General features: G+C 73.7%; 26 protein-coding genes and 1 pseudogene. 15 read left to right on the forward strand and 12 right to left on the reverse strand.

Going from position 1 to position 26586, the window contains the following annotated elements:
- Positions 1-274: pseudogene (locus PUR71_RS20245) on the forward strand (ricin-type beta-trefoil lectin domain protein); the annotation flags it as partial.
- A gap of 97 nt (positions 275-371) precedes the next feature.
- On the opposite strand, the gene glnII reads toward PUR71_RS20245, so the two are convergent.
- The 4 genes from glnII to PUR71_RS20265 form a co-directional block, all read right to left on the reverse strand.
- A complete protein-coding gene (gene glnII, locus PUR71_RS20250) occupies positions 372-1394 on the reverse strand; it encodes a glutamine synthetase (RefSeq protein WP_329928461.1) in 1023 nt (340 codons plus the stop codon).
- A gap of 178 nt (positions 1395-1572) precedes the next feature.
- Positions 1573-2556 (reverse strand): SCO1860 family LAETG-anchored protein, encoded by a 984-nt coding sequence (locus PUR71_RS20255; protein WP_329928462.1) that lies wholly within the window; start codon positions 2554-2556, stop codon positions 1573-1575.
- Between the two features lie 125 nt (positions 2557-2681).
- Positions 2682-3359 carry a uracil-DNA glycosylase gene (locus tag PUR71_RS20260; RefSeq protein ID WP_329928463.1) on the reverse strand — a complete coding sequence of 226 codons (678 nt, stop codon included), beginning with the start codon at positions 3357-3359 and terminating at the stop codon, positions 2682-2684.
- A gap of 58 nt (positions 3360-3417) precedes the next feature.
- The gene (locus tag PUR71_RS20265; RefSeq protein ID WP_329928464.1) at positions 3418-4509 is read right to left on the reverse strand and encodes an amidohydrolase family protein; all 1092 of its coding nucleotides are present in this window, start codon (positions 4507-4509) and stop codon (positions 3418-3420) included.
- A 96-nt stretch (positions 4510-4605) separates the two neighbouring features.
- Here PUR71_RS20265 and PUR71_RS20270 point away from each other — a divergent pair, with 96 nt between their 5' ends.
- A complete protein-coding gene (locus tag PUR71_RS20270; protein ID WP_329928465.1) occupies positions 4606-5691 on the forward strand; it encodes a pyridoxal-phosphate-dependent aminotransferase family protein in 1086 nt (361 codons plus the stop codon).
- Positions 5692-5753: 62 nt separating this feature from the next.
- On the opposite strand, the gene PUR71_RS20275 is transcribed toward PUR71_RS20270, so the two are convergent.
- Positions 5754-7394, reverse strand: coding sequence for an APC family permease (locus tag PUR71_RS20275; protein ID WP_329928466.1), 1641 nt, complete (start codon positions 7392-7394; stop codon positions 5754-5756).
- Between the two features lie 262 nt (positions 7395-7656).
- Between PUR71_RS20275 and tmpA the strand changes: the two genes are divergently transcribed.
- Entirely contained in the window at positions 7657-9231 is a 1575-nt protein-coding gene (gene tmpA / locus PUR71_RS20280) for a 2-trimethylaminoethylphosphonate dioxygenase (RefSeq protein WP_329928467.1), read from the forward strand.
- 56 nt (positions 9232-9287) lie between these two features.
- Here tmpA and PUR71_RS20285 read toward each other — a convergent pair whose 3' ends face one another.
- Positions 9288-10076: a GntR family transcriptional regulator gene (locus PUR71_RS20285; protein WP_329928468.1), complete on the reverse strand. Its 789-nt coding sequence runs from the start codon at positions 10074-10076 to the stop codon at positions 9288-9290.
- 328 nt (positions 10077-10404) lie between these two features.
- Between PUR71_RS20285 and PUR71_RS20290 the strand changes: the two genes are divergently transcribed.
- Genes PUR71_RS20290 through PUR71_RS20315 form a run of 6 tightly spaced genes read left to right on the forward strand, consistent with a single transcriptional unit; the run spans position 10405 to position 15563 of the window.
- A complete protein-coding gene (locus PUR71_RS20290) occupies positions 10405-11574 on the forward strand; it encodes an ABC transporter substrate-binding protein (protein WP_329928469.1) in 1170 nt (389 codons plus the stop codon).
- Between the two features lie 7 nt (positions 11575-11581).
- The gene (locus PUR71_RS20295; RefSeq protein WP_329928470.1) at positions 11582-12565 is read left to right on the forward strand and encodes an ABC transporter permease; all 984 of its coding nucleotides are present in this window, start codon (positions 11582-11584) and stop codon (positions 12563-12565) included.
- Complete coding sequence (locus PUR71_RS20300; protein ID WP_443077507.1) at positions 12565-13374, forward strand: ABC transporter permease; 810 nt, start codon at positions 12565-12567, stop codon at positions 13372-13374. Before PUR71_RS20295 ends, PUR71_RS20300 begins: the two co-directional genes overlap by 1 nt.
- Before the next feature lie 34 nt (positions 13375-13408).
- A complete protein-coding gene (locus PUR71_RS20305; protein ID WP_329928471.1) occupies positions 13409-14494 on the forward strand; it encodes an ABC transporter ATP-binding protein in 1086 nt (361 codons plus the stop codon).
- A 51-nt stretch (positions 14495-14545) separates the two neighbouring features.
- The gene (locus PUR71_RS20310) at positions 14546-15235 is read left to right on the forward strand and encodes an HAD family hydrolase (RefSeq protein WP_329928472.1); all 690 of its coding nucleotides are present in this window, start codon (positions 14546-14548) and stop codon (positions 15233-15235) included.
- 7 nt (positions 15236-15242) lie between these two features.
- Complete coding sequence (locus PUR71_RS20315) at positions 15243-15563, forward strand: DMT family transporter (RefSeq protein WP_329928473.1); 321 nt, start codon at positions 15243-15245, stop codon at positions 15561-15563.
- 53 nt (positions 15564-15616) lie between these two features.
- Here the strand turns inward: PUR71_RS20315 and PUR71_RS20320 are convergent, their stop codons facing one another.
- From PUR71_RS20320 to PUR71_RS20330, 3 genes are all read right to left on the reverse strand, one after another.
- Positions 15617-16132: a pyridoxamine 5'-phosphate oxidase family protein gene (locus tag PUR71_RS20320; protein WP_329928474.1), complete on the reverse strand. Its 516-nt coding sequence runs from the start codon at positions 16130-16132 to the stop codon at positions 15617-15619.
- 115 nt (positions 16133-16247) lie between these two features.
- Positions 16248-16880, reverse strand: coding sequence for a phosphatase PAP2 family protein (locus tag PUR71_RS20325; RefSeq protein ID WP_329928475.1), 633 nt, complete (start codon positions 16878-16880; stop codon positions 16248-16250).
- Positions 16880-17548 (reverse strand): DedA family protein, encoded by a 669-nt coding sequence (locus PUR71_RS20330; protein WP_329928476.1) that lies wholly within the window; start codon positions 17546-17548, stop codon positions 16880-16882. Before PUR71_RS20330 ends, PUR71_RS20325 begins: the two co-directional genes overlap by 1 nt.
- Before the next feature lie 105 nt (positions 17549-17653).
- Between PUR71_RS20330 and PUR71_RS20335 the strand changes: the two genes are divergently transcribed.
- The 3 genes from PUR71_RS20335 (at position 17654) to PUR71_RS20345 (ending at position 20723) form a co-directional block, all read left to right on the forward strand.
- Complete coding sequence (locus PUR71_RS20335; RefSeq protein ID WP_329928477.1) at positions 17654-18031, forward strand: BlaI/MecI/CopY family transcriptional regulator; 378 nt, start codon at positions 17654-17656, stop codon at positions 18029-18031.
- On the forward strand, positions 18025-18987 hold the full coding sequence (locus PUR71_RS20340; protein WP_329928478.1) for a M56 family metallopeptidase: 963 nt from the start codon (positions 18025-18027) through the stop codon (positions 18985-18987). Before PUR71_RS20335 ends, PUR71_RS20340 begins: the two co-directional genes overlap by 7 nt.
- Positions 18988-19193: 206 nt before the next feature.
- Positions 19194-20723, forward strand: coding sequence for a GAF domain-containing protein (locus tag PUR71_RS20345; protein WP_329928479.1), 1530 nt, complete (start codon positions 19194-19196; stop codon positions 20721-20723).
- On the opposite strand, the gene PUR71_RS20350 is transcribed toward PUR71_RS20345, so the two are convergent.
- Entirely contained in the window at positions 20645-21142 is a 498-nt protein-coding gene (locus PUR71_RS20350) for an SsgA family sporulation/cell division regulator (RefSeq protein ID WP_329928480.1), read from the reverse strand. The two genes, PUR71_RS20345 and PUR71_RS20350, sit on opposite strands and share 79 nt — an antisense overlap.
- Before the next feature lie 295 nt (positions 21143-21437).
- Between PUR71_RS20350 and PUR71_RS20355 the strand changes: the two genes are divergently transcribed.
- The 3 genes from PUR71_RS20355 to PUR71_RS20365 all read left to right on the forward strand — a co-directional run bounded on the left by PUR71_RS20355 (position 21438) and on the right by PUR71_RS20365 (position 24656).
- A complete protein-coding gene (locus PUR71_RS20355) occupies positions 21438-22676 on the forward strand; it encodes a hypothetical protein (RefSeq protein WP_329928481.1) in 1239 nt (412 codons plus the stop codon).
- A 138-nt stretch (positions 22677-22814) separates the two neighbouring features.
- Positions 22815-24074 carry a TerD family protein gene (locus PUR71_RS20360; RefSeq protein WP_329928482.1) on the forward strand — a complete coding sequence of 420 codons (1260 nt, stop codon included), beginning with the start codon at positions 22815-22817 and terminating at the stop codon, positions 24072-24074.
- Positions 24075-24167: 93 nt separating this feature from the next.
- Entirely contained in the window at positions 24168-24656 is a 489-nt protein-coding gene (locus tag PUR71_RS20365; RefSeq protein WP_329928483.1) for a GNAT family N-acetyltransferase, read from the forward strand.
- Positions 24657-24662: 6 nt separating this feature from the next.
- On the opposite strand, the gene PUR71_RS20370 is transcribed toward PUR71_RS20365, so the two are convergent.
- A complete protein-coding gene (locus tag PUR71_RS20370) occupies positions 24663-25355 on the reverse strand; it encodes an RraA family protein (protein ID WP_329928484.1) in 693 nt (230 codons plus the stop codon).
- 179 nt (positions 25356-25534) lie between these two features.
- Positions 25535-26464, reverse strand: a complete 930-nt coding sequence (locus PUR71_RS20375) for a proline dehydrogenase family protein (RefSeq protein WP_329928485.1) — start codon at positions 26462-26464, stop codon at positions 25535-25537.
- Positions 26465-26586: the final 122 nt, after the last annotated feature.

Genomic DNA, 26586 nt, shown 5'->3' on the forward strand with positions numbered 1-26586 from the left:
CAACCAGCAGTGGACCTACACCCCGGCCGGCCAGCTGACCGTCTACGGCGGCACCAAGTGCCTGGACGCCTACAACAACCAGACCGCCCCGGGCACCAAGATCGACATCTACGACTGCAACGGCGGCGCCAACCAGCTGTGGCGGCTCAACGCGGACGGCACGGTCGTCGGCGTCCAGTCCGGCCTGTGCATCGACGTGACGCAGGCCGCGACGGCCAACGGCTCCGCGCTCTCGCTGTGGACGTGCTCCGGCGCGGCCAACCAGAAGTGGACCCTGGTCTGACCGCCGACCGGTAGGTGCACCGAAACGGCCGCAGGCCCTTCCCCGTGGTGGGGAAGGGCCTGCGGCCGTACGCGCGCCGTGTGGCGGATCAGACCTGGCCGGCCTTCTCCAGGGCCTCGCAGCAGGTGTTGATCAGCAGGCGGGTGACGACGTAGGGGTCGACGTTCGCGTTCGGGCGGCGGTCCTCGATGTAGCCCTTCTGCTCCACCTCGACCTGCCACGGGATGCGGACGGAGGCACCGCGGTTGGAGACGCCGTAGCTGTAGACGTTCCACGGGGCGGTCTCGTGCTTGCCGGTCAGGCGGGACTGGATGTCGTCACCGTACTGGCTGACGTGCTCCAGGACCTTCTCCTGGGAGGCGCCGAGCGACTCGCAGGCGGTGATGATGGCGTCGTAGCCCTCGCGCATCGCCTTGGTGGAGAAGTTGGTGTGGGCGCCCGCGCCGTTCCAGTCACCACGGGCCGGCTTGGCGTCCAGGGTGGCGTCGATGCCGAACTCCTCGGCGGTGCGGTACAGCAGGTAGCGGGCGATCCACAGGTCGTCCGAGACGGTCAGGGAGTCGACCGGGCCGATCTGGAACTCCCACTGGCCGGGCATGACCTCGGCGTTGATGCCGCAGATCGCCAGACCGGCGTCGAGGCAGCGGTCCAGGTGCAGCTCGACGATCTCGCGGCCGAAGACCTCCTCGGCACCGACACCGCAGTAGTAGCCGCCCTGCGGGGCCGGGAAGCCGCCCTCGGGGAAGCCGAGCGGGCGGGAGCCCTTGAAGAAGGTGTACTCCTGCTCGATGCCGAAGATCGACTCCTGCGCGGCGTACTTCTCGTGCACCTCACGGAGCAGCGCGCGGGTGTTGGACTCGTGCGGGGTGCCGTCCGTCTCCAGGACCTCGCAGAGGACCAGGATGTTGTCGCCACCGCGGATCGGGTCCTTGACGACCTTCACCGGCTCCAGCACGCGGTCCGAGGCGTGGCCCTCGGCCTGGTTGGTCGACGAGCCGTCGAAGCCCCAGGTCGGGATCTTGTCCGCGTTCGGCAGGACACGAGTCTTGGAACGGAGCTTCGCGGTCGGCTTCGTGCCGTCGATCCAGATGTACTCGGCCTTGATTGCCACGGCGGTGTCCCTCGCATTGCTGGGTGGTGGGTGCCCGCGTAGCGTCGCAAGCCGCCGTTTCCCGGTTGTTCCTCTCATGTAACGCGCATGTGAACCAACCGTCCGCGTTGACACGGTCACGGTGCGGGAGTGCCGGGAATGGCACTCCCGCCCCCTGCCGTGCCTCGGGGCCGGTCCGTCAGCGGTGACGGGCGTGCGCGGCGCGGCGGCGCCGGGTGGCCCAGAGGGCGGCGCCCCCGCCCGCCACGAGGGCGGCGGCCCCGGCGGCGAGCGGCCCGGTGGCGCTGCTGCCGCCGGTCTCGGCCAGGCCCGCGGCCGGGCGCGCGGAGGCGGCGTGCGCGGAGGCGGCACCCGTGGTGGTGTCGGCCACCGGCTGGACGGTGGGCGCGCCGGTGGGCCCGTCCGTGGTGGGCGCCGGGGTCGGGGCGGCCGTGGTCGGGCCGCTCGGCGGAACCGGCTTCTCGCAGCTCACCGAGGCGACGGTGACCTTCCCGGTGACCTTGGCGACGTTCAGGTTCAACGGGTTCACCTCCACCTGCACCTCCAGCGCGGAGGCGGCGGCCGTGGTCGAGGTGGTGGTGCGCTTGGAGAACTCCACCGAGACGCTGCCCACCAGCGGCACGTCCACCCTGGTCGGCGAGTAGAGGCCGACGGTGACCGGCTTGCCGAGGACGGTGAGCCTCGCCGGCGCGACGACGTTCGCGGTCGGCTGCCCGTCGACCGGACACGTCACCTCGGCGCTCATCGCCTCCAGGCCGAGCAGCGCGGTGGCCGGCAGGCCGGGGGCGTGCACGTCGGCGTTGACCAACTGGACGGAGGCGGCGGTGCCCTTGGCGTCGGAGCGCGTCACGGACTTGCCGACGTCGGCCTTGACCAGCGTGACCGGGCCCTGCTGGTCGACGCCGTCGACCTTCGCGGTCAGCACCGAACCGTCGCGCTGCGCGGGCGTCTCCACCTTGTTCAGCGCTATGTCCACCGGGACGTCCACCGCCTTGTTCAGCAGGCTGACGTCCAGCGCGAGCTCGGCGGTGACGGCGCGCGCCTTGCCCGGGGATCCGGGCGCCGGCGCCGGTGCCGGCTCGGCGGCCCCGGCCGGCGGGACGGTGAGCAGTGCGCACGCCACCGTGGCAGCGGCGACAGAAACGATTCGTCGGGAAGACATGGCGGTACCCCCACAGCGATGGAACGATGAGCCGCCAGTCTTCTCAAACGATCCGTCACATGAGCCACACGGAAGGTCATTTCACCCGTTGGAGTGAGATCAGCGCTCCGCGCGGCCCGGAACTGCTACGGCAGCCGCCAGTCCACCGGCTGCGCCCCCTGCCGCGCCAGCAGGTCGTTGGCCCGGCTGAACGGCCGCGAGCCGAAGAAGCCGCCGTTGGCCGAGTACGGGCTCGGGTGCGCCGACTCGATCGCCGGGACCTCCCCGAGCAGCGGGCGCAGGTTCCGCGCGTCCCGGCCCCACAGGATCGCGACCAGCGGGCCGCCGCGCGCCACCAGCGCCTTTATCGCCTGCTCGGTGACCTCCTCCCAGCCCTTGCCGCGGTGCGCGGCGGGCTTGCGCGGCGCCGTGGTCAGCGCACGGTTGAGCAACAGGACGCCCTGCCGCGTCCACGGGGTGAGGTCGCCGCTGGACGGCTGCGGGAGGCCGAGGTCCGTCCCGTACTCCTGGAAGATGTTGATCAGGCTCGCCGGGATCGGCCGCACCTCGGGCCCGACCGAGAAGCTCAGCCCGACGGCGTGCCCGGGGGTCGGGTACGGGTCCTGCCCGACGATCAGCACCCGCACGTCGGCGAAGGGCTGCTGGAACGCGCGCAGCACGTTCGGTCCGGAGGGCAGGTAGGTCCGGCCTGCGGCCAGCTCGGCGCGCAGGAAGTCGCCCATCGCGGCGACCTGCCCGGCGACGGGCGCCAGGGCGGTCGCCCAGCCGGGCTCGACGATCTCGTGAAGTGGACGCGGTGCCATGGTCGCCACCCTATCGGCCCATGCCGACAGCGCGTTCAGCGGATGATCATGGTGGTGCTCAGCCGACCGGACGGCCGCGCAGCACCACCGTGCGGGGTGCGGCCAGCACCCGGACGTCGGCCCGCGGGTCCTCGTCGTAGACCACGAGGTCCGCCGGGGCGCCCTCCTCCAGGCCGGGGCGCCCGAGCCACGCGCGAGCGCCCCAACTGGCCGCCGAAAGCGCCTCGTTCGGGCTCAGCCCGGCCTTGACGAGTTCGGCGACCTCCGCCGCCACCAGACCGTGCGCGAGCGAGCCGCCCGCGTCCGTCCCGACGAAGACCGGGATCCCGGCGTCGTGCGCGGCGCCGACGGTGTCGTAGCGGCGCTCGTGCAGGCGGCGCATGTGCGCGGCCCAGGCCGGGAACCTGCCCTCGCCGCCGGCCGCCAGCTCGGGGAAGGTCGCGATGTTGACCAGCGTCGGGACGATCGCCACCCCGCGCTCGGCGAAGACCGGGATCAGCTCCTCGGTCAGCCCGGTGGCGTGCTCGACGCAGTCGATGCCGGCCGCGAGGAGGTCCGGCAGCGACTCGGCGGCGAAGCAGTGCGCCGTCACCCGCGCGCCCTCCTCGTGCGCCGCCGCGATGGCCTCGGCCAGCGCGTCGCCGGGCCAGCAGGCGGTGAGGTCGCCGCGCTCGCGGTCGATCCAGTCGCCGACCAGCTTGACCCAGCCGTCCCCGCGCCTGGCCTCGGCCCGGACGTAGGCGGCGAGGTCGCCGGGCTCGATCTCGTGCGCGTAGTTGCGGATGTAGCGGCGGGTGCGGGCGATGTGCCGCCCGGCCCGGATGATCCGCGGCAGGTCCTCGCGCTCGTCGATCCAGCGGGTGTCGGCGGCCGAGCCGGCGTCGCGGATCAGCAGGGTGCCGGCGTCGCGGTCGGTGAGCGCCTGCTTCTCGCTGGTCTCGGCGTCCACCGCGCCGTGCGCGTCCAGGCCGACGTGGCAGTGCGCGTCGACCAGGCCGGGCAGCGCCCAGCCGGTGACGGTCCGGACGTCCCCGGCGCCGGTCGGACGGGTGAAGCTCACCCGGCCGTCCACCACCCAGAGTTCGTCCCGGACGTCCTCCGGGCCGACCAGCACCCGACCCCGCACGTGCAGCACCGCGCCATCGCTCATGTCCCGCACTCTACCGACGGGCGGGTTGCGGGGAGGCAGCGAGAATGCGGCAGACTCGTTCCCGTCCCGACCACCCGTACGCGAAAGGCACCCGCCGTGACTGCGCTCCTGGACCTGCCCCCGCTCAGCGCCGCCGGCTTCGCGGCGATCGAGGACCAGGTGGCCGCGCTGCTGCACACCTCCGCGGACGTGATCGTCACCCAGGGCGAGGCGCTGCTGCCGCTGGAGGCCGCGATCCGGGGCGCCGCGCACCCGGGCTCGACGGCGCTCAACATCGTCACCGGCCCCTACGGCCGGACCTTCGGCGACTGGCTGCGCTCGTGCGGCGCCGAGGTCGTCGACCTCGCCGTCCCCTTCCACAGCGCGGTGAGCGCACGGCAGGTGGCCGACGCCCTGGCCGCGAACCCGGCGATCGACTTCGTCTCGCTGGTCCACGCCGAGGCCGCCACCGGCAACACCAACCCGGTCGCCGAGGTCGCCGCCGTGGTGCGCGAGCACGGCGCGCTGCTGATGCTCGACGCGGTGGCCTCGGTGGCCGCCGAGCCGCTGCTCACCGACGCGTGGGGCGTCGACCTGTGCGTCATCGGCGGGCAGAAGGCGATGGGCGGCCCGGCCGGCGTCTCCGCGGTGTCCGTCTCCGCCCGCGCCTGGGAGCGGATCGCCGCGAACCCGGCCGCCCCGCGCCGCTCCTACCTGTCCCTGCTGGACTGGAAGGAACGCTGGACGGACGCCGGGCGGGCCGTACTGCCGCACGCCCCGGCCCAGTTGGAGATGCTGGCGCTCGGCGCCTGCCTGGACCGCATCGCCGCCGACGGCCTGCCGGCGGTCATCGCCCGCCACCGCGCGGCCTCGGCCGCGACCCGGGCCGGCGTCCGCGCGCTGGGCACGCTCACCCCGTACGTCACGCGGGACGCCCACGCCGCACCGGTCGCGACCACGCTGCGCACCGCACCCGGCGTGCACGCCGGCGAGCTCGCCGCGACCCTCGACCCGTCGCTGCCCGTCCAGCCGGGCGGCGGCGCGCTGGCGGCGGAGATGCTGCGGGTCAACCACTACGGCCGGGCGGCCTCGCTGGACACCGTCCGCGCCTGCCTGGGCGCCCTGGCCACCGCGACCGGCGCCGACGCCGGGCCGGCCCTCCACGCCGCCGACGCCGCCTGGGCCGCGACCGTCGAGGTCTGACCGGACACGGCCGCGGTCCCCGGGAACCCGTCCCGGGGGCCGCGGCCGTACGCGTTCGCGGGTCAGTGCCCGCCCGCGTCCACCACCTCGACGCCCCGGATGTTCCGCTCGATCTCCTCGGCCGGCAGCGCCACCGCCAGCGCCCAGTAGTAGACGACCAGCGAGAACACCACCACCACGCCGATGTCCCACCACAGCGGCAGGTTCCCCTGCGAGCCCTCGCCGAAGGTGCCCTGCCAGGAGGTGATCCCCATGCCGACCAGGTAGACCGGCAGCCACTGCCCCGCCTTGAAGTCCATCCGCGGCGCGTTGGGCACGCCCTTGGACACGGCGTACGCAGAGTACCCGCCGAGCAGGACGTAGCCGATCAGGATCGCCAGGCCCAGGCGCCACAGGGTGTCCCAGCCGGACCAGTAGATGATGAGACTCGCCACCACGAAGGCCACCGGCGAGATGATCCTGCCGGCGGGCAGGTGGTACGAGCGCTCCATCCCCGGCAGCCGCTTGCGCAGCACGCCGAAGGCCAGCGGCGCACCCGCGTACATCAGCACCACGGCCGAGGTGATGAACCCGACCAGCCGCTGCCAGCTCGGGAACGGCAGGAAGCAGAGCACACCGGCGACCCAGGCGATGATCAGGCCCAGCCAGGGCACCGAGTTCCGGTCGGTGTACTGCAGGGCCTGCGGCGCGTAGCCGTTGCGGCTCAGACCGTAGGTGACCCGGGAGCTGGAGGTGATGTAGACCAGGCCGGTGCCGGCGGGCGAGATGATCGCGTCGATGAAGAGGATGGTGGCCAGCCAGCCGAGGCCGATCAGCGTGGCGAGACCCGCGAACGGCCCGCTGATGCCGGGATAGGTGAGCGTGCCCCAGCCGCCGGCGAAGGTCTCCGGCGGCAGGGCGCCGATGAACACCACCTGGAGCATGACGTAGATGATCGTGCCGATCACGACCGAGCCCAGGACGGCCCGGGGGATGTCCCGGCGCGGGTTGCGGCTTTCGCCCGCCCACTGGATGGCCTGTTCGAAGCCGAGCAGCGCGAAGATCACCCCGCTGGTGCTGATCGCGACGAGCACGCCCTTGGCACCGTCCGGCGCGAAGCCGTGCATGCTGAAGTTGGAGCTGTGGAAGTCCGTGAACCCGAGGGCGAAGATCGTCAGGATGGGGACGGCGACCTTCCACACGGTGGCCACGCTGTTGGTGTGGGCGAGGAGCCTGACGCCGAGGAAGTTGATCGCGACGAAGACAGCCATCAGCACGGCCGCGACCACGAAGCCGGCGCCGGTGAGCGTCAGGTTCTTGTTCAGCAGGCCGTCCGCCCAGGACCAGTGCTGGGCGTAGTTGATCATCGCCTGCACCTCGATCGGCGCGATGGTCGCCGCCTGCAGCCAGGTGAACCACCCGAACGACATCCCCGCGAACCCGCCGAAGGCGTAGTGGGGGTAGCGCGCCGTACCGCCCGCCACCGGGAACAGCCCGCCCAGCTCGGCGTGGACCAGCGCCAGCAGGATGATCGCCACCGCGCCGATGCCCCAGGACAGCAGCGCGGCGGGCCCGGCCGCCACCGCCGCCTTCTGCGCCCCGAACAGCCAGCCGGACCCGATGATGGCCCCGACCGAGGCCCAGAGCAGCCCGATGACGCCGACCTCGCGCTTGAGCCCGGTGTGCCCTCCGGTGGGCGGACTCGTATCCGTAGTGTGAGCCATGCGCGGCCACCTCTCGAATCAGGGGGAAATCCACCCCGACAGTGCCGCAGCCACGGCGCCTCCCCTCGCCCCGAAACACCCTCCCCGGCCGCCCGTCAGCCGGACGGCCGAATCCGGCCGGGATCTCCCGGGACAGTTCCCGGGACGTTCACCCGCAGGGCACCGGGACCTCACCGGCGAGCGGCAGGCTCCGAGGGCGAGGGGGCGAAGTTGGCTATACAACTCCACCCCGGCCGGGATGCCGTCGAGGAGGAGACCCGTCATGCCCGAACTGCCGCCTTACTGGCTGCGCGACAACTGCCCGTGCGCCGAGTGCCGCGACCCGCGCAGCGGGCAGAAGCTGTTCCAGATCGCCGAGCTGTCCGAGGACCTCACGGTCGCGGCGCAGTGCGAGCTGAACGGGAACCTGGAGGTGCTCTGGTCGGACGGGCACCGCTCCCGCTACCCGCTCGCGTGGCTGGCCGAGACCGCCGACGGGGACGGACGCACCGAGGCCGACAAGCGGCTCTGGGTCGCGGCGGACTTCGCGCGCGGCATCCCCGAGGCCGACTGGGAGGCGTACCTCGCCGACCCCGCCGAGCAGGCGTCGGTCCTCGCGGCCGTGCAGCGCAGCGGGTTCGCGGTGTTGCGCGGCGTGCCGACCGCGGAGGGGAAGGTGTGTGAAGTCGCCGGGAGCTTCGGGTACGTGCGCACCACCACCTACGGCGAGCTGTTCGACGTCCGCGTCGAGCCGGACCCGAACAACCTCGCCTTCACCAACGCCGCCATCACCCCGCACACCGACAACCCGTACCGGGACCCGGTGCCGACCCTCCAGCTCCTGCACTGCCTGGAGAACTCCGCCACCGGCGGCGACTCCGGGCTCGTCGACGGCTTCCAGGCCGCCGCGATCCTCCGCGAGGAGTCACCGGCGGACTTCGCCGTCCTCACCCGCACCCCCGTCCCGTTCGTCTTCCGCGACCGCCGCACCGAGCTGCGCGCCGACCGTCCGCTGATCGACGTGGACCCGCTCGGCCGGATCCGCGAGGTGCGCTTCAACAACCGCTCTACCGGCACCCTGCGCACGAACGGCCTGCACGCCTTCTACGCCGCCTACCGCCGCTTCGCCGCGATCACCCTGCGCCCCGAGCTCCGGCTCACCTTCCGGCTCGGCCCCGGCGACTGCCTGGTCTTCGACAACACCCGCCTCCTGCACGCCCGGACGGCCTTCCAGCAGGACGGCCACCGGCACCTCCAGGGCTGCTACGCGGACCTGGACGGACTGCACAGCACCCTCGCCGTGCTGCACCGCCGCACCGCCGCCCTGGACGCGATCGCGGAGCTGTTCGCGGGCAGGGGCGCCGGCGAGTACCTGGGCGAGGCGGTCACGACGGCCGAGCACATGCTCCAGGCGGCCGCTGCCGCCGAGGCGGCCCAAGCGCCGGAACACCTGGTCGCAGCCGCCCTGTTGCACGACATCGGCCACTTCCACGGAGCCCTGCACGGCCGGGACCTGATGCGGGGGCAGGACAACCGGCACAGCGACAGCGGCGCCGACTGGCTGGCGCAGTGGTTCGGCCCGGAGGTCACCGAGCCCGTCCGGCTGCACGTCGCCGCGAAGCGCTACCTCTGCGCGGTCGAGCCGGACTACCGCGAGCGGCTGTCCGAGGCGTCCGAGTACACGCTCGAGGTCCAGGGCGGCCCGATGGGCGACGCCGAGGCCGCCGCGTTCGCCGCCCTCCCGGGCGCCGTCGACGCGGTGGCCGTCCGCCGCTGGGACGACGAGGCGAAGACCGCCGGCGCGACCACGCCGGACTTCGAGCACTACCGCCCGCTGCTCGCCTCGCTCATGAAGTAGCGGAACGGCGCGAGGGGTGGAGGACCGGAGGGCCCTCCTCCTCTCGCCGTTCCGGCTCAGTCCAGTTCGCGCGCGTGCCGCGAAAGAGCGGACGTCGCAAGCGAGTTGTGCACGCTGAACGCCACCGTCCCGGGCAGGTAGCGGTCCTGGGACCACTCCACCGGCGTGCCGGTCGGGTCGGTCGTGCGCCGCCGCTCGCGCAGCAGCGGGCCGCCGCGGCGGCAGCCGAGCAGGCGGGCGTCCTCCGCGTTGGCCGCGACGATGTCGATGGTGTGGTCGGCGTCGCAGAACAGGATGCCGTGCTCGCGCAGCACCTCGGTGTGCGAGACGACGTCCGGCGGCAGCTCGGCCACGATCTCCCCGACGCGCGGCGGGTAGACGGTGCGCTCGACCATCACCGGCGAGCCGGACAGCGTCCGCAGGCGGACCGTCACGTACACGTCGGCGCCCGGCTCCAGGCGCAGCTGCTCGCGCTCGGCGGCGTCGGCCGGGCGGCGCACCAGGGAGTCGAGGATGCCGCCGGGCTCCTCCCCCATCGAGTACGCCCAGTGCGTGAAGCTGAGGAGCTCGGAGAAGCTCTGCACCCGCGCGCCGCCGAGCACCACGCGCCGGGTGCCGCGCCGGGAGGTGACCAGTCCGTCGGAGCGGAGCACGGCCAGCGCCTGGCGGACCGTCCCGCGGGAGACCCCGTACTGCTCGGCCAGCGCGCCCTCGGCCGGCAGTCGGCCCGCCTCGCCGAACGCGCCGGAGGTGATCGCCTCGCGCAGGTCGGCGGCCACCTTGCGGTAGAGGGCTCCAGAGCGCTCCACCGGCCGCCCCGGCTCCAGCCCGGGATCCGTTGCCACGTCAGTCAATGTCCCTCCTGGGGCGGTGTCCTGCGCAGCCGTACCGGCGCGGACAGCCCGACCTTATCCCGCTGCGCCGTTCGAGCATCGCACCGAACGGATCACGCTCCGAAGGCCGGATTCCACCGTTCCCGCACCCGACCCCGGTTCTGGGCCGTCCGTTCACCTTCCTGTCACCGAACTCCGGCGTACTTACCTCCGTCAGCGAAGTTGGCTAGTCAACTCGGACGGCTCCGAACTCACCTCGGACCGCGTCGGCCCCCGCCGCTCGCTCGATCCCCCGATCAAGACACCCGCTTGCAGTTCCCCCTTCTCAGGAGACTGACCCGTGTCCGTGCACCGCGCCCGCACCGCCGCCCTCGCGGCCGTCCTGACCGCCGCCGCGCTGTCCCTCACCGCCTGCGGCTCCGCCGGCTCCTCCTCCGCGAAGTCCGGTGGCGACGCGGCGGGCGGCAAGAGCGCCAAGACCGCCACCTCCGTCGCCGACTTCGGCGGCATGGACGCGCTGGTCGCCGCCGCCAAGAAGGAGGGCAAGCTCCACGTCATCACGCTGCCGCGCGACTGGGCGAACTACGGCAAGCTGATGGACGACTTCAAGGCGAAGTACGGCATCGAGATCGAGGACGAGAACCCGGACGGCTCCAGCCAGGACGAGATCAACGCCGTCACCTCCCGCAAGGGCCAGGACCGCGCCCCCGACGTCGTCGACCTCGGCTCGGCCTTCGCGATCAGCGCCGGCAAGCAGGGCCTGCTGGCCCCCTACAAGGTCGCCGACTTCGACAAGATCCCGGCCACCATGAAGGACGCCAACGGCCTGAGCTACAACGACTACGGCGGCTACATGTCGATCGGCTGCGACGCCCAGAAGGTGGCCGTCTGCCCGAAGACCTTCGCCGACCTGCTCAAGCCCGACTACAAGGGCATGGTCGCCCTGAACGGCAACCCGACCAAGGCCGGTGCCGCCTTCGGCGCCGTCTACGCCGCGGCCCTCGCCAACGGCGGCTCGCTGGACAACATCCAGCCCGGCATCGACTTCTTCGGCAAGGTCAAGCAGGCCGGCAACTTCAACCCGGTCGAGGTCACCCCGGCGACCATCGAGAAGGGCGAGACCCCGATCAGCATCGACTGGTCGTACCTGAACGCCGGCTACTCGGTGAAGTTCAAGGACAAGGGCATCGACTGGCAGGTCGCCATCCCGTCGGACGGCTCCTACGCGCAGTACTACAACCAGGCCATCAACAAGGACGCGCCGCACCCGGCCGCCGCCCGCCTGTGGGAGGAGTACCTCTACAGCGCCGCCGGCCAGAACGGCTTCATGGGCGGCTTCGCCACCCCGGCCCTGTTCGACGCCATGAAGGCCGCCGGCACCCTGGACGCCGACGCCGCCTCGAAGCTGCCGCCGGTCGAGAAGCCCTTCACCACCTTCCCCACCCCGGACCAGACCGACGCGGCCAAGAAGGTCGTGACCGAGAACTGGGCCAAGGCGATCGCGGGCTGACCTGACGATGACCACGGCTCCCACCCCGGTGCCGGCCTCCGCCTCCGCCGCCCAGAGCGGCGGGGGCGGTGCCCCCGGCTCCGTCACCCCCGATTCCCCGGCCGCCACCGCGGTCACCGAGGCTCCCCGCCGCGGCAAGCGCGTCGCACCCCGCGGCCGGGCCTGGCTGGCCGCCCTCCCCCTGCTGCTGTTCTTCGCGCTCGGCTTCGGGCTGCCCGCCGTCGCCATCGCCATCGGTGCGTTCACGACCTCCTCCGACGCCCCCGACGGCGGCGGCACGTTCACCACCGACAACCTCACCGGCTCGCTGCAGGGCGCCTACTTCACCGCCCTGTGGGGCAGCGTGAAGCTCTCCCTGCTGACCGCGCTGATCGCCACCGTCGTCGGCCTGCCGCTGGCGCAGGCGGTCGCCACCTCCCGGTTCCGGATGTTCCGCGAGGCCGTCATGTCCGCCTCCGGCGTGCTCGCCAACTTCGGCGGCGTCCCGCTCGCGTTCATGTTCGTCGCCACCCTCGGCAACTCCGGCGAGGTCACCAAGCGCCTCGGTCTCACCAAGCACGGCTGGAACCTCTACACGTTCTCCGGCCTCTCGGTGGTCTACCTGTACTTCCTGGTGCCGCTGATGGTCATCACCATCACCCCGGCCCTGGAGGGCTTGCGCACCCAGTGGCGCGAGGCGGCGGCCAACAACGGCGCCACCGGCGTCCAGTACTGGCGCCACGTGGCCCTGCCGGTGCTCGCGCCCTCGTTGCTCGGCGGGTTCGTGCTGCTCTTCGGCGCCTCCTTCGCCGCGTACGCCACCGCCGAGGCCATGGTGGGCAGTTCGGTGCCGCTGATCTCGATGCAGATCGGCGACGCGCTGTCCGGCAACGTCCTGGTCGGCCAGGGCAACCTCGCCCTCGCCCTCGGCCTCGACATGATCGTGGTCGCCTGCCTGGTGATGGCCGTGTACCTGCCCCTTCAGCGCCGGAGTGCCAAGTGGCTCGCCTGATCAACCGCATCCGTTTCGGCCGCGGCCTCGTCCTGCTGATCTGCGGGATCTACTTCGCCGTCCCGATGGCCGCGTCGCTGTGGTTCAGCGTCGACGACAACAAGGGCGGCACCACCTTCCGCGCCTACACGGAGCTGGTGAACGCCCCCGGCTTCACCGACAGCCTCGTGCTGAGCCTGGAACTCGCCGGCGTCTCCGTGGCGGTGCTGCTGCTCCTGCTGGTGCCGGCGATGCTCGCCGCCCGGCTCGGCGCGCCGAAGCTGCGGCCGGTGATCGAGATCATGTGCTCGATGCCGCTGGTCGTCCCCGTGGTCGCGCTGACCACCGGCATCATCGGCGTGCTGCGCTGGGGCCCGGACTACCTGCAGGACACACCGTTCTTCCAGACCCTCGTGGCCATCCAGGACCCGGACTTCCCGATCGTCCTGGTCATCGCGTACGTGCTGATGGCGCTCCCGTTCGCCTACCGGGCGCTGGACGCCGGGATGCGCGGCGTCGACGTCGCCACCCTCGTCGAGGCCGCCCGCAACTGCGGCGCCGGATGGCTGCGCGCGGTGTTCACCGTCGTCCTGCCGAACCTGCGCAGCGGGCTGCTGAACGCGGCCGTGCTCACCGTCGCCCTGGTGCTCGGCGAGTTCACCACCGCCTCGATCCTCGGCTTCGCCCCCTTCTCGGTGTGGATCAACTCCAACGGCAAGAGCGACGGCCAAATGTCCGTCGCCGTGTCGATGCTCAGCCTGCTGATCGTCTGGCTCGTCCTGCTGCTGATGTCCGCCGTCGGCCGCGGCCGCAAGGCCGCGCGGTCCTGATCCGCCCCTCCCGCCTCCCAGGAGTACCTCCCCCATGACCACGGCTACCGCCACCGCCACCGGCAAGGCCCCGGCCACCGGCGGCGCGACCGTCGAATTCCGCTCCCTGCGGCGCTCGTTCGGCGCCACCACCGCCCTCGACGGCCTGGACCTGACCGTCCAGCCGGGCGAACTGCTCGCCCTGCTCGGCCCGTCCGGCTGCGGCAAGACCACCGCGCTGCGCATCCTGGCCGGCTTCGAGCAGCACGACTCCGGCGAGGTCCTCGTCGACGGCAGGGACATCACCTCGATCCCGGCGCACAAGCGCGACGCGGGCATGGTGTTCCAGTCCTACAGCCTCTTCCCGCACCTGACCGCGCTCGACAACGTCGCCTTCGGCCTGCGGATGCGCGGCGCCGGCAAGGCCGAGCGCCGGGGCCGCGCCCAGGAGCTGCTGGAGCTCGTCGGCCTGCCGCACCGCGCCGGGCACTACCCGCACCAGATGTCCGGGGGCCAGCAGCAGCGCATCGCGCTCGCCCGCGCGCTCGCCCTGCAGCCGCGCGTCCTGCTGCTCGACGAGCCGCTGTCCGCGCTGGACGCCAAGGTCCGCCTCCAGCTGCGCGAGGAGATCCGCCGCCTCCAGCAGGAGCTCGGGATCACCACCCTGTTCGTCACCCACGACCAGGAGGAGGCGCTGTCGATGGCCGACCGCGTCGCCGTCCTGCGCGCGGGCCGCCTGGAGCAGTGCGCCGGCCCGAACGAGCTGTACTCGCGCCCGGCCACCGCGTTCGTCGCCGAGTTCGTCGGCACCATGAGCCGGATCCCGTGCACCCGCACCGACGGGGGCGTCGAGGTGCTCGGCCGCCGGCACGCCGTGGACGGCGCCCTGCCGGCCGACGGCGATCTCCAGGTGCTGGTCCGCCCGGAGAACGTCACGCTGACCCCGTCCGCGACCGGTCCGGCCCTCGTCGTCACCGCGTCCTTCCTGGGTGCCGTCACCCGGCTCACCGTCCGCCTGGACGACGGCACCGAGGTCAAGGCCGACCTGCCGACCGAGGCCGCCGCCGCCCTTCCGGCCGGTTCGCGGGCCGGGCTCACCCTCCCCGAGCGACCCGTGCTGGTGGACCGCCGCGCGGCCTGAGAGCCTGTGACGTCCCCTTCTCGCTCCTGATGGTCCACCGAAGGTACCGCCATGCCTGAATCCGCACTGCCCGGATCCGTCCTGCCCGCCGCCGTCCTGTTCGACATGGACGGCACCCTGGTCGACACCGAGCACCTCTGGTGGGAGGCCGCCGCCGAGCTCGCCGAGGAGCTGCGCCGCCCGCTCACCGACCAGGACGCCCCCGAGGTGCTCGGCCGCGCCGTCGAGCACACCGCCGCCCACCTGCACCGGGTCAGCGGCACCGAGCTGAGCGAGGCCGAGGTCGCCGAGCGGCTCGGCGAGTCCTTCGCCGGCAAGGTCGCCGCCGAGACGGTCCCGCGCCCCGGCGCGCTCGCCCTGCTCGCCTCGCTGCGCGAGGCCCGGGTGCCCACCGCGCTGGTCTCCGCCTCGCCGCGCCGGGTGGTCGACCTCGTCCTGTCCACGATCGGCCGGGACTGGTTCACCGTCACCCTCGCCGCCGAGGACACCGAGCGCACCAAGCCCGCGCCCGACCCGTACCTGGCCGCCGCCGAGCGGCTCGGCCTGGACCCGGCCGCCTGCGTCGCCGTCGAGGACACCCCGACCGGCGTCACCTCCGCCAGCACGGCCGGCTGCGCCGTGCTCGCCGTCCCGTCCACGGCCACGCCGATGCCGGACGGCGCCCGGATCACGCTGCTCGACAGCCTGGAGAACGCGGATCTAGCCCTGCTCGGGAAGCTCGGCGCCCGCCAGGCGGTTTGAGCCCGGCATGCCCTACCTCCTCCTCACCCTCGCGATCCTCAGCGAGGTCTGCGCGACCAGCTGCCTCAAGCTCACCGAGGGCTTCTCGAAGTTGTGGCCCAGCGTCGGCGTGGCCGTCGGCTACGTGCTCTCCTTCGCCCTGCTGGGCCGCGCGCTCAAGCACATCCCGGTCTCGGTCGCGTACGCGGTCTGGTCGGGCGCCGGGACGGCGGCGGTCGCCGGGATCGGCGTCGTCGCCTTCGGCGAGTCGCTCGGCCGGCTCCAGATCGCGGGGATCGCGCTGATCATCGTCGGGGTGGTCGTGCTCAACCTCAAGGGCGGCCACTGAGCCCTCCCGCCGCAGCGGCGCGGCACGGTCCTCCGTGCCGCGCCGCCGTCCTCTCAGCTCCGCACCACCCGGGCCCGCAGGTAGTTGCGGCGCCCGAAGTTGGGTTCGTCCACCGCCGTGAGCTCCTCCACCTCGAAGCGGTACAGGGCCACCGCGCCGGCGCCGGTGAGGTACTGGCGGCGGAGCTCGTCGTCCTGCGCGAAGGACGGGTAACGGGCCTGGTAGGCCGCCAGGGCGGCCTGCGCCTGGTGCCCCCAGGCCTCACCGGCGCTGCCCGTGAGCTGGAGGCCGCGCAGCTGCTCGCCGAAGACCGGTGGCGGCAGGAAGACGGTCGCTGCGGCGCGGGCCTCCTCGGCCAGGTGGTGGCTGTGCCGGGTGGAGCGCTCGCTGACGAAGTACAGGACGAGGTCGTCGTCGTGGGCGAAGAACGCCAGGTTGGCGTGCGGCCCGTGCTCGTGCCCCGCCGTCGCGAGGGTGAGCACCATGGCCTCGGCGAGCAGGCCTTCGACGCCCTTGTGCAGGAGGTCGCCCGGCCAGTCCCCCTGGGTGATGTCGAGTCGGTACGGCACGGACGCTCCCTCCGCTGGCACGACAGAGCCGGGCGGGTTCCCCGTCGCGACGGGGCTCCGCGCCCGGCTCACATGCTCTACCCGCCGACCCGCCCGAACAAGGCGGGCGACGGAATCAGTACCGCGACAGCGCGCCCGGACCGAGCAGCGGGCGCAGCGCCCCGCCCCGCATCCGGTCCACCAGGGGCCCGCAGCGCCCGGCGACCGGCGCCAGCAGCGCCGCGACGACGATGCCGACCAGCATGCCGACCGCGACGTCGTGCGGGTAGTGCACGCCGACCCAGACCCGCGAGGCGCCCATCAGGACGGCGAAGAGCCCGGCGATCGCGCCGAGGCGGCGGTCGACGAAGAACAGCGCGGTGGCGGCGGCGAAGGCGATCACGGTGTGGTTGCTGGGGAAGGACCAGTCACCCGCGCCGGGGCAGGTCTCCAGCGGGACGCTCCCCCGGATCTGCGCGCACGGCCGGACCTCCTCGACCATGCCCTTCAGCACGGAGTTCGCTCCGTACGCGACGACCACGATCACCGGCGTCGCCAGCACCCGGGCCATCAGCGTCGAGTCGGCGCCGCGCGCCCGCCACCACGCGTAGAGCATGAAGACCGCGAACAGACCGAGTCCGATGGCCGACCAGACCTTGATCACGTCGTCCAGCCACACCGGCGCGGTCCTGGACCACCCGTTGACCTGGGTGTAGAAGCCGCCGGAGATGCCGCTTCCGTCGAACACGGCGAGAGCCCGGGAGGACATCACGCGTCACCTCCGTGACGGCGCGCCTTACGGGCGCGGAACACTTCGAGAACAATGGGGAGCACGGAGACAACTACTACCAGACCGATGATCGGTAGCAGATATCGGTCGATGCTGGGAATCGACGACCCCAGCCCGTAGCCCGCCAGCACCACGCCGACCGTCCACAGAACACCGCCGGCGACCTGCCAGAAGGTGAACGAGCGGACCGGCACTTCGAGCACGCCGCACATCGGATTGAGCACCGTCCGGACGACGGGGATGAACCGCGCCAGCACGATCGCCTTGCCGTGGCCGTACTTGGCCAGCAGTTCCTCGGCCCGCTCGACGCCCTCCAGCAGGCTCCTGCGCTTGCTGCGGCGCAGCAGCGCCCGCCCGCCCCGCCGGCCGATGACGTAGCCGACCTGCGCGCCCGCCAGCGCCCCGACCAGGGCCGCCGGGATCACCTGCCACAGTTCCAGCTGCGGGCCCTTGGTGGCGCCGGGCACGCAGAGCAGCCCGGCGGTGAACAGCAGCGAGTCGCCGGGCAGGAAGAAGCCCACCAGCAGGCCGGTCTCGGCGAAGAGCACCACGGCGATGCCGAGCGCGCCGAAGGCGGCGAGCAGCGAGGAGGCGTCCAGCGGGTTCACCGCGAGGTGAACGGCCGGATCGAGGGGGAACTGGAGCAAGGCCGGCGGACCTCCCGTACGTTGGAGGGCGGTGGAACGCCCGGACCGTCTACAGTGACGTAGACGGTCTACATGACTGTAGACGATACTGGAGGAAGCGCCGCCATGTCCGACGTACCGCCGGCCCGCCGGCCCGCCGGGGAGCTGGAGGCCGAGGTGCTGGCCGCCCTCTGGTCCGCACGGCAGGCGATGACGCCGCAGGACGTCCAGGCGGCGCTCGGCGGGGACCTCGCCCGCACCACGATCGCGACGATCCTCGCCCGCCTGCACGACAAGGGCACCGTCGAACGGACCCGGGCCGGCCGCGCCTTCGCCTACACCCCGACCGTCCAGGACACCGCCGGCCTCGCCGCCCGCCGCATGCACACCGAGCTCGGCCGCGAGGCCGACCGCTCCACCGTGCTCGCGCGCTTCGTCTCCGACCTCTCCGCCGAGGACGAGCAACTCCTCCGCGCACTGCTCGGCGACGGCACCGCATGCTGATCGCCGTCTGGGCGCCCCTCCTGCTGCCCCTCCTCGCCGCCCCGCTGGCCCGCCGCCTCGCCGACGCGCTGTCCCCCCGGGCCGCCGCCTGGACGCTCGCCGGCTCGGCCGCCGTCCTGGCCGGCGGTACCCTGTGCTCGCTCGGCCTGCTCGCCGCCGCCGGACTGCTCCAGCTGCCGCCGATCGCCGCCCTCGGCCACCTGTCGCTGCCCTGGCTCACCGCCGCCGCCCCCAGCGCGCCCGTGGCGGCGGCCGTCGCCGCACTCGCCCTGGCCGCGCTGACCGCCCTCGCCGTCCGGACCGCACGCCGCCACCACCACGACCTGCGCACCGCCCGGGCCACCCTGCCCGCCGACGACACGGACCCGCACCAGCTGACCGTGCTCGAGGACGAACGCGCCGACGCCTTCGCCCTCCCAGGCAGGCTGCACCGGGGCGAGGCCGGCCGGGTCGTGGTCACCACGGGCATGCTGCGGGCCCTGAGCGGCCCCGAACGGGCAGCCCTGCTCGCCCACGAGCGAGCCCACCTCACCGGCCGCCACCACCTCTTCCTCGCCCTGGCCGAACACGCCGCCGACATCCACCCGGCGCTCCGGCAACTGCGCACGCCCCTCGGGTACCACCTGGAGCGCTGGGCCGACGAGGTGGCGGCGGTCCGCGTCGGCGACCGCACTGTCACGGCCCGCGCCGTGGGCCGAGCCGCCCTGGCCGCCAACCGCACCCCACGCCCGGCCCGCCCCAAACTGGCCGCCGCAGCCCATTCCGGCCCCGTCCCGAGGCGAGTGGCCGCCCTCCTGCAGCCCCGCCCGGCCCCGACGGGCACGAGGCTGCGCCCCGTGGCCGTGGCGCTGGCAGCCTGCCTGGCACTGAGCACGGCGGCCAGCCTGGAGGCGACCGCCGACCTGCACCACACGGTGGAAGCCGCCCAACAGAGCGCGGGAGAGCCCGAAGACTGACCGTGCGGGCACAATCCCCCGACCCCCCACCCCCCACCCTCACCAACGCACGCCCTCACCCACCCCCTCCCCCTCCAACCCCGCGCAGCAGCCCACACCCACACTCGACTTCCCCGACCCCGTCCCCAGATCCCCACGTCCCCCTTACGCTTTCGTCAGCGCATCGACCCCGACGCGCCCTCGATCGGCGGCGAGGAGCAACCCGAGTGCGTCAGACCGGACGGCAGACCCGACGACCCGAACGTCGAACCCCGCCGACCGCGGCCGAACTGGCCAAGGTCCACGACCGCACCCTCGCCGACGCCGCCGCCCGGGAAGCCGCCCGCGAGAACGCCCAGCAGGCCGGCGGGACCGGCGCCACCGGCGGCGGCGAGGGCCACCTGGAACCCCGCCCCGAGATCGGCGACTCCTGGGAGCGTCTGCGCCGCCTCGGCCTCGACCCCGACTCCGGCGCCGCCGCCATCCACCTCGGCCCGGCCGAGGTCGAGCTGCGCCGGCGGGCGAGCGGCCTGGAGGCCGTGATGCCCGTGCTGCGCGAGACCCTCATCCAGCCCGTGGACCAGGCGCCGCTGATCCTCGCGATCGCCGACGCCGAGGGCCACGTGCTGTGGCAGGAGGGCGAGCGGAGCCTGCGCCGCAGCGCCGACCGGATCGGCTTCCTGATCGGCGCCCGCTGGATCGAGGAGAGCGTCGGCACCAACGGGATCGCGGCGGCGCTGCGCACCCAGCGCCCGATGCACGTCCACTCCGCCGAGCACTACCTGCGCAGCCACCACTCCTGGACGTGCGTGGCCGCGCCCGTCCACGACCCCGGCACCGGGCAGCTGATCGGCGCCGTCAACCTCAGCGGCCCCGCCCACAGCGTGCGCCCCTACCTGCTCCAGCTCACCACCACGGCCGCGCGCCTCGCCGAGACCGAACTGCGGGCCCACCGGCTGGAGTCGCTCCACCAGCTGCGCACGTTGGCCGCCCCGATGCTCGCCCGGGTGGCCGGTCCGGCGCTGGTGGTGGACGCCGCCGGGTGGACCGCCGCCTCCGCGGGGCTGCCGCCGCTCGGCCGCCTGCGCCTGCCCGCGGAGAGCTGGGGCGGCACGGCCGTCCAGTGGGTGCCCGGGCTCGGCGAGTGCGTCCTGGAACCGCTGGCCGACGGCTGGCTGGTGCGCCCGGTCCGGCCGTCGGACGGGGACGGCTCCCTCGCCCCCGAGCAGGTGGAGGGGGCGCGGCTGCGCCTGGACCTGCGGCGCGCGGACCGCCCGGAGCTCTCGGTGCAGGGCGCGGCCGACGGCTGGTCGCAGGCGCTCAGCCCGCGCCACGCCGAACTGCTGCTCCTGCTCGCGACCGCACGCGACGGCAGCACCGCCGCGCAGCTCGCCGACGCCCTGTTCGGGGACCCGGCGAGGACGGTCACCGTCCGCGCCGAACTCTCCCGGCTGCGCCGCTACCTGGGCGGCCTGCTGGCCCACCGGCCGTACCGGTTCGCGGACTCGGTGCTGGTCACCGTGCTGGGCCCGGACGATCCGTTCGACCTGCTGCCGTCGTCGTCGGCCCCGGCCGTGCGGCGGCTGCGGACGGCGCTGGCTGCCGGGACGGTACGCCTGCCGGGACCGGCGGTCCCGGAACCCCGCACGGCCGACCCGCGCACCCTCGTGAGCGCCCCTCAGCCGCCGAGCAGCGCGGCCAGCTGGGCGTCGGTCGGGCCGCAGGCGCGCTCGGCCTCCTCGGAGACCAGCGCGTAGGTGCCGTCGAGCCAGGCCTGCACGCGGGGCTTGGAGACCTCCAGCAGGGCGCTGCCGTGCGGGGATTCGAGCGCGAGGTGCAACGTCGAGCCGTGGCACGGGCAGTACGCCGGCCACAGCTTGACGTCACCCTGGCCGCTGAGCGTGCGCAGGCCGTCGCGCAGGAGTTCGCGCGAGAACACCCAGTCGGCCTCGTCCGGCCGGCCCAGGTGGAAGGTCAGCAGCACCTCGTACGGGCGGGCGGCCTCGAAGCGGAACCTGGTGCGGACCTCGCCGACCACTTCCTCGCCCAGCGAGATCCGCAGCGTCAGCACCTCCTCCACCGCCGCCGGAGCGGCGGTGGAGCCTTCCCCATCGTCGCCCGTGGGGGTGGCGGCGAGGGGTGCACTGGAGGCTGCGGACAGCGGGTCGGGCGGCATGACGGTCTCTCCGGGACGGCGTGGGATGCTCTCAGACTGCGCCACCGCGGGCCGGGCGGGCAAGGGTTGCAAGGAGGTTGCAACCACCCCCGACCCCGGCTGACGGTCCTCGCTCCGCCGTGTCGGACGATCCGTCAACTTCCTTGCGTCGAACGGATGTCCACGAAGTGGATGGAATCCGTCCGAGCCGTGGCCGCCCACTGGTACGCTCACCCCCTCCCGGAACGGACCCCGCGTCACGGGCCGTGGGAGAATGCGGCGACTGCGAGGGCGACTTCGGGGAGGGAGGGGTCCGGTGGCTGTGCGCGAGGACGGGGTGCGGGACGTGCGGCACGAGACCGCGCCGCACGGCCGGCACGGTCGGCCACGCCCGTTCGGCGGCCGGTTGCGGCTGCCCACCCTGCGGTTCTCCGGCGCCGCGATGGCGATGTCCACGGTCGTCGGCATCAGCATCGCCACCACCCTGCTCCTGCACGAGCAGCAGGGCATCGGCCGGCGCGCCGGCGTCGCCCGGGTCGGCAGCACGCCGCCGCCGACCCCGAGCGGGAGCGGCACCGAGCAGGCCGAGGCCTCCGCCGAGCACCCGGCGGCGCCCGGGCCAGGCGGACGGCCGTCCGCCTCCCGGCCCGCGCGGCCGCACCCGGGCTCGTCGACGCCCGCTCCCGCCACGCCCCGGCCGGGCGCGCCCGAGCCGTCGGGCACCGCGTCCGCGGGCGGGCACACCGGGCTCGCGTCCACCGACGACCCGTCCGCCCAGGACCGCGGGGCAGCCGCCGCGCACGAGCCGGCCGCGCCGTCCGGGCCGGCGTCCCCCCGGTCCCCGCTGTCACCGCAGTCCCCGCAGTCCTCACCGTCTCCGCAGCCGACGGGCACCCAGCCGCCGGCGCAGCAGTCCGGGCAGCCGTCGCCGTCCCCGAGCGCGGGCCTCCCGTCCGGCGCCCCGTCGTTCACGCCGAGGCTCCCGACCGTCCCGTCGGTGGTCCCCGCCGTGCCGGGATCCGACGTCACGCCCAGCCCTCCTGCCACCGACGGCGTCCCCGGCACCTCCGCCACCGCCGAGACCGCCGGGGCCGAGCAGCCGCTGAGCGGCGTCGCCCAGGTGACCGCCCTCGGCCGCGACGGCAGGCGGCACGTGCTCGCCCTCAGCGTCGCGGAGCCCGTCACCGCCCTCCAGGCCGAGTTCCGGCTCGCCCCGGGGGAGTTGGCCCCGGGCAGCGGTACCGCGTGGACGAACCTGCCCGGCGCCGTGGTCACCGCCCAGCAGGAACGGGGCACCCTGGTCTACCGGTTCACCACCCCGGCCGGCACCGACGTCGCCCCCGGCCACTACACGTTCGGGGTCCGCGGCACCCGCCCGGCCGGGCCGGCCCCGTGCAAGGGCGACGCGACGGAGAACTGGAACGCCGCCGCCTTCGGCATCACCGACCCCCGGGCCGTCGCCGCCCTCGGCACCTTCGCCGAGGCGGCGCCGCAGGCGGACCGGCAGGCCGCCCCGCCGGAAGCCCGGCCGAAGAGTCCGCCCGTCCACCACTGACGCCGGATCGGGTCCGCCGAGCCCCACTCGGCGGACCGGGCTCCTCTCCGCAGCCACGTTCGTTACTGTGGGCAGCACCCGGCCCGGCGGCCCGACCGGACCCCGCACGGCCGCCGCCCCGTACCCGAGGAGGAGTCCGTGTCCACCGTCCTGACCCCCGGCGGCAACGCACCGCTGTCCGCCGCGCGGGTGACCGTCGAGGTCACCGCACCCAAGGCGCTGGACGTCTCCGGCCTGCTGCTGACCGACGTCGGGAAGGTGCGCTCGGACGCCGACTTCGTGTTCTTCAACGCGCCGCACGGCCCCGGCGTCAGCCACCGTCCGGCCGGCGCGGGCGGTCCGGACGCGATCACCGTGGACACCCGGGCCGTGCCGGCCGGGATCACCAAGGTCGTGGTGACGGCCAGTCCGGCCGACCAGGAGAGCACCTTCGCCGGGATGGAGCCGACCGCGACCGTGCGCGACGCCGACACCGGGGAGGTCCTGGTCTCCTTCACTCCGCCGCCGCTCGTCCGGGAGACCGCGCTCATCGTGGTGGAGGTCTACCTGCGCAACGGCGCCTGGAAGGTGCGGGCGGTCGGCCAGGGGTACGCCAACGGACTCGCGGGCATCGCCACCGACTTCGGCGTCACCGTCGACGACACCCCGGCCCCGCAGACGGCCCCGGCGACCCCTCCCGTCTCCGCCGCGCCCCCGATGCCGACCACGGCGCCACCCGCGCCGACCGCCCCGCCCGTCGACCCGCGCATCGCCCGGACCACCGCACCCCCGATGCCGGCCACCCCGCCGCCCGCCGCGCCGCCGGCACCGGCCGCGCGCCCGAAGGTCACCCTCGACAAGGGCCGCGTCAACCTGGTCAAGGGCGGCTCGGTGTCCCTGGTCAAGAACGGCCGCCCGTTCCTCTCCTCGGTCCGGATGGCCCTCGGCTGGGAGCCCGCCGGCCGCGGCCGCAGCATCGACCTCGACGCCTCCTGCATCGCCTTCGACGCCAGGCGCCGCAAGCTGGAGACGGCCTGGTTCATGAAGCTCACCGTCTTCAACGGCGCGATCGCCCACTCCGGCGACAACCTCACCGGCGAGGGCACGGGCGACGACGAGGCGATCACCGTCCACCTGGAGGGCCTGCCCGCCGAGGTCACCGGCCTGGTCTTCGTCGTCAACTCCTTCTCCGGGCAGCGCTTCACCGAGGTGCAGAACGCCTACTGCCGCCTGCTGGACGCCGGCAGCGGGCAGGAACTGGTCCGCTTCGACCTGACCCGTTCGGAGCCGCGCACCGGTGTGGTGATGTGCAAGCTGGTCCGCCAGGGCACCGGCGAGTGGGAGATGACGGCGCTCGGCGAGTACGTGGACGCCAAGACCGCCCGCGCGATGATCGAACCGTCCGCCGCGCTCCTCTGACGTCCGCCCCGGACCGGCCCCTGACCGGCCCGACGGACCGGCCCGACGGAAATCCAGTGGCCGGTCCGCCGCCCCGGGGCCCATCCTGTCCGCATGCGGATCCGAACAGCCACCACCGAGGACTGGCCCGCCATCTGGCCGTTCTTCCACGCGATCGTCGCCGTCGGCGAGACGTTCCCGTACCCGCTGGACCTCTCCGCCGAGCTCGGCCGCGAGTGGTGGCTGCTGCCCGCACCGGGCCGCACGGTGGTCGCGGTGGACGACGCGGGCACGGTCGTCGGCACCGCCAACATGTGCCGCAACCGCCCGGGCAACGGCTCGCACGTGGCCAGCGCCAGCTACATGGTCGACCCGGCCCACCACGGGCGGGGCATCGGGCGGGCCCTGGTCGAGCACACCCTCGACTGGGCCCGCCGGCAGGGCTACCGCGCCATGCAGTTCAACGCGGTGGCGGCCAGCAACCACCACGCCGTGAAGCTCTACGAATCGCTGGGCTTCAGCATCGTCGGCACCGTCCCCGAGGCGTTCCGCCACCCCACCGAGGGGTACGTCGGCCTGCACGTGATGCACCGCCCGCTCTGAGGCCGGCTACTCCTCGATGGCCCCGCCCACCCGGCGCAGGTGCTGCCGGAAGCTGTACGCCGGGTCGGCGGCGCGGCGCGCCAGGTACTCGTCGAAGGCGGTCTGCCGACGGAGCGTGTCGCCGGAGCGGATCCGCGCTGCCTGGGCGCGCTCGGTGCGGGCGATGCCCGCGGCCGTCGCGAGCACCTCGTCGATCCGGTCTCCGGGGACGAACAGCACCCCGTCCGCGTCGGCGAGGACGACGTCCCCGGCGTCCACCAGGTGCGGCCCGAACCGCGCCGTCAGCAGCGCCTGCGGCCCCCGCTCGTCCAGCCGCATGGGCCCGAGCGGCAGGGCGCCGTAGCTGAACACCGGCAGCCCGATCTCCACCAGCTCGGGCGTGTCCCGGTGCAGCCCCCACACGACGATCCCGGCGACCCCGGCCGCCACCGCCTCCAGCACGGCGAGGTCCCCGATGCAGGCCTCGTCCGTCCGCCCGCCGTTGTCGATCACGAGGACGTCCCCGTCCCGGGCGCCCCCGTACGCCTCCAGGAAGACGTCCACGCTCCCGTAGTGCCGCACCGGCAGCACCCGCCCGGCGACCCGAGCCCCGGCCACGACCCCCATGACCCCCACCGGCGCCGCCCGCACCCCCACCCCGAGCCGCACACAGGCATCCGCCACCAACGGCGTCGACAGCTCAGCGAACTCCTTCAGCATCCCCAACTCCTGACACCAAGACCCCAGTTGACCATCACCGATCCTAGGCCGTGACTCCCCGAGCCGTTCGACTTCGAGCCGGACACCAAACCGTTCCCCTGAAGCCGGAAGAACGCCGGACGGCTCGCACCCCCTCCCACAAAGGGGGTGCGAGCCGTCCGACGCCTTGGGCCGCAGCGTCAGCTGCGGGTGGCCATGGCGCGCAGGAAGAAGGTCAGGTTGGCCGGGCGCTCGGCGAGGCGGCGCATGAAGTAGCCGTACCATTCCTGGCCGTACGGCAGGTACACGCGCATGGTGTTGCCCTCGCCGGCGAGGCGCAGCTGCTCCTCCGGGCGGATGCCGTAGAGCATCTGGTACTCGAACGAGTCGCGGGTGCGGCCGTTCCACTGGGCCAGCTGCCCGGCGATCTTGATCATGTTCGGGTCGTGCGAGGCGATCATCGGGTAACCCTCGCCCGCCATCAGGACCTTGAGGGCGCGGACGTACGCGAGGTCGACCTCGTGCTTGCCCTGGAAGGCGACCGACTCGGGCTCCTTGTAGGCGCCCTTGCACAGGCGCACGCGCGAGCCGGCGCCGGAGAACTCGCGGCAGTCGGCCTCGGTGCGGCGCAGGTAGGCCTGGAGCACGACGCCCAGCCACGGGAAGTCGGCCCGCAGCTCGCGCGCGATGGCGAGGGTGGAGTCGGTGGTGGTGTGGTCCTCCATGTCGAGGGTCACCGTGGTGCCCGCGTCGGCGGCGGCCTCGCAGATGCGGCGGGCGTTCTCCAGCGCGATCTTCTCGCCGTCCACCGGCAGGAACTGGCCGACGGCCGACAGCTTGACGGACACCTCGGCGCCGGCCGCGAGGCCGGTCTCCTTGAGCGCCTTGAGCAGGTGCTCGTAGGCCTCGGCGGTGCCGGCGGCCTGGGCGGCGTCCTGGGTGTCCTCGCCGAGGTGGTCCAGGGTGACCTTGCGGCCGGTGGCGACCAGGTCGTCGCAGGCGGTGACGGCGTCGTCGAGGACCTCGCCGGCGACGAAGCGCTCGACTATCGCGTGGGTCGGCGGGAACTTCTCGACCACGGTGCGGACCTGCGGCGACCGGGAGGCCGCGAGGAGGGCGGAACGGAGCATCGTGACTCCTGGAGCTGGTGCTTCTAAGGGTGGCAGAAAGGCCGGGGCGGCGGTACGGGGGTGGCCCGCCGCCCCGGCGGGGCGACGCCCGGCTGCGGGACCGGGCGTCGCGGGTGACCGAT

The sequence above is a fragment of the Streptomyces sp. SP17BM10 genome, assembly GCF_036322405.1.
Lineage (GTDB): Bacteria > Actinomycetota > Actinomycetes > Streptomycetales > Streptomycetaceae > Kitasatospora.

What these genes read in the sequence shown, in the direction of transcription:
- PUR71_RS20265 (WP_329928464.1), bottom strand. Translation starts at nt 4,509, where the DNA reads ATGAGCGATGGCGCGGTGCTGCACGTGCGGGGTCGGGTGCTGGTCGGC.
- PUR71_RS20335 (WP_329928477.1), top strand. Translation starts at nt 17,654, where the DNA reads ATGTCCGACGTACCGCCGGCCCGCCGGCCCGCCGGGGAGCTGGAGGCC.
- PUR71_RS20295 (WP_329928470.1), top strand. Translation starts at nt 11,582, where the DNA reads ATGACCACGGCTCCCACCCCGGTGCCGGCCTCCGCCTCCGCCGCCCAG.
- PUR71_RS20325 (WP_329928475.1), bottom strand. Translation starts at nt 16,880, where the DNA reads ATGTCCTCCCGGGCTCTCGCCGTGTTCGACGGAAGCGGCATCTCCGGC.
- tmpA (WP_329928467.1), top strand. Translation starts at nt 7,657, where the DNA reads ATGCCCGAACTGCCGCCTTACTGGCTGCGCGACAACTGCCCGTGCGCC.
- PUR71_RS20310 (WP_329928472.1), top strand. Translation starts at nt 14,546, where the DNA reads ATGCCTGAATCCGCACTGCCCGGATCCGTCCTGCCCGCCGCCGTCCTG.
- PUR71_RS20375 (WP_329928485.1), bottom strand. Translation starts at nt 26,464, where the DNA reads ATGCTCCGTTCCGCCCTCCTCGCGGCCTCCCGGTCGCCGCAGGTCCGC.
- PUR71_RS20350 (WP_329928480.1), bottom strand. Translation starts at nt 21,142, where the DNA reads ATGCCGCCCGACCCGCTGTCCGCAGCCTCCAGTGCACCCCTCGCCGCC.
- PUR71_RS20260 (WP_329928463.1), bottom strand. Translation starts at nt 3,359, where the DNA reads ATGGCACCGCGTCCACTTCACGAGATCGTCGAGCCCGGCTGGGCGACC.
- PUR71_RS20275 (WP_329928466.1), bottom strand. Translation starts at nt 7,394, where the DNA reads ATGGCTCACACTACGGATACGAGTCCGCCCACCGGAGGGCACACCGGG.
- PUR71_RS20315 (WP_329928473.1), top strand. Translation starts at nt 15,243, where the DNA reads ATGCCCTACCTCCTCCTCACCCTCGCGATCCTCAGCGAGGTCTGCGCG.
- PUR71_RS20370 (WP_329928484.1), bottom strand. Translation starts at nt 25,355, where the DNA reads ATGCTGAAGGAGTTCGCTGAGCTGTCGACGCCGTTGGTGGCGGATGCC.
- PUR71_RS20340 (WP_329928478.1), top strand. Translation starts at nt 18,025, where the DNA reads ATGCTGATCGCCGTCTGGGCGCCCCTCCTGCTGCCCCTCCTCGCCGCC.
- PUR71_RS20305 (WP_329928471.1), top strand. Translation starts at nt 13,409, where the DNA reads ATGACCACGGCTACCGCCACCGCCACCGGCAAGGCCCCGGCCACCGGC.
- PUR71_RS20365 (WP_329928483.1), top strand. Translation starts at nt 24,168, where the DNA reads ATGCGGATCCGAACAGCCACCACCGAGGACTGGCCCGCCATCTGGCCG.
- PUR71_RS20255 (WP_329928462.1), bottom strand. Translation starts at nt 2,556, where the DNA reads ATGTCTTCCCGACGAATCGTTTCTGTCGCCGCTGCCACGGTGGCGTGC.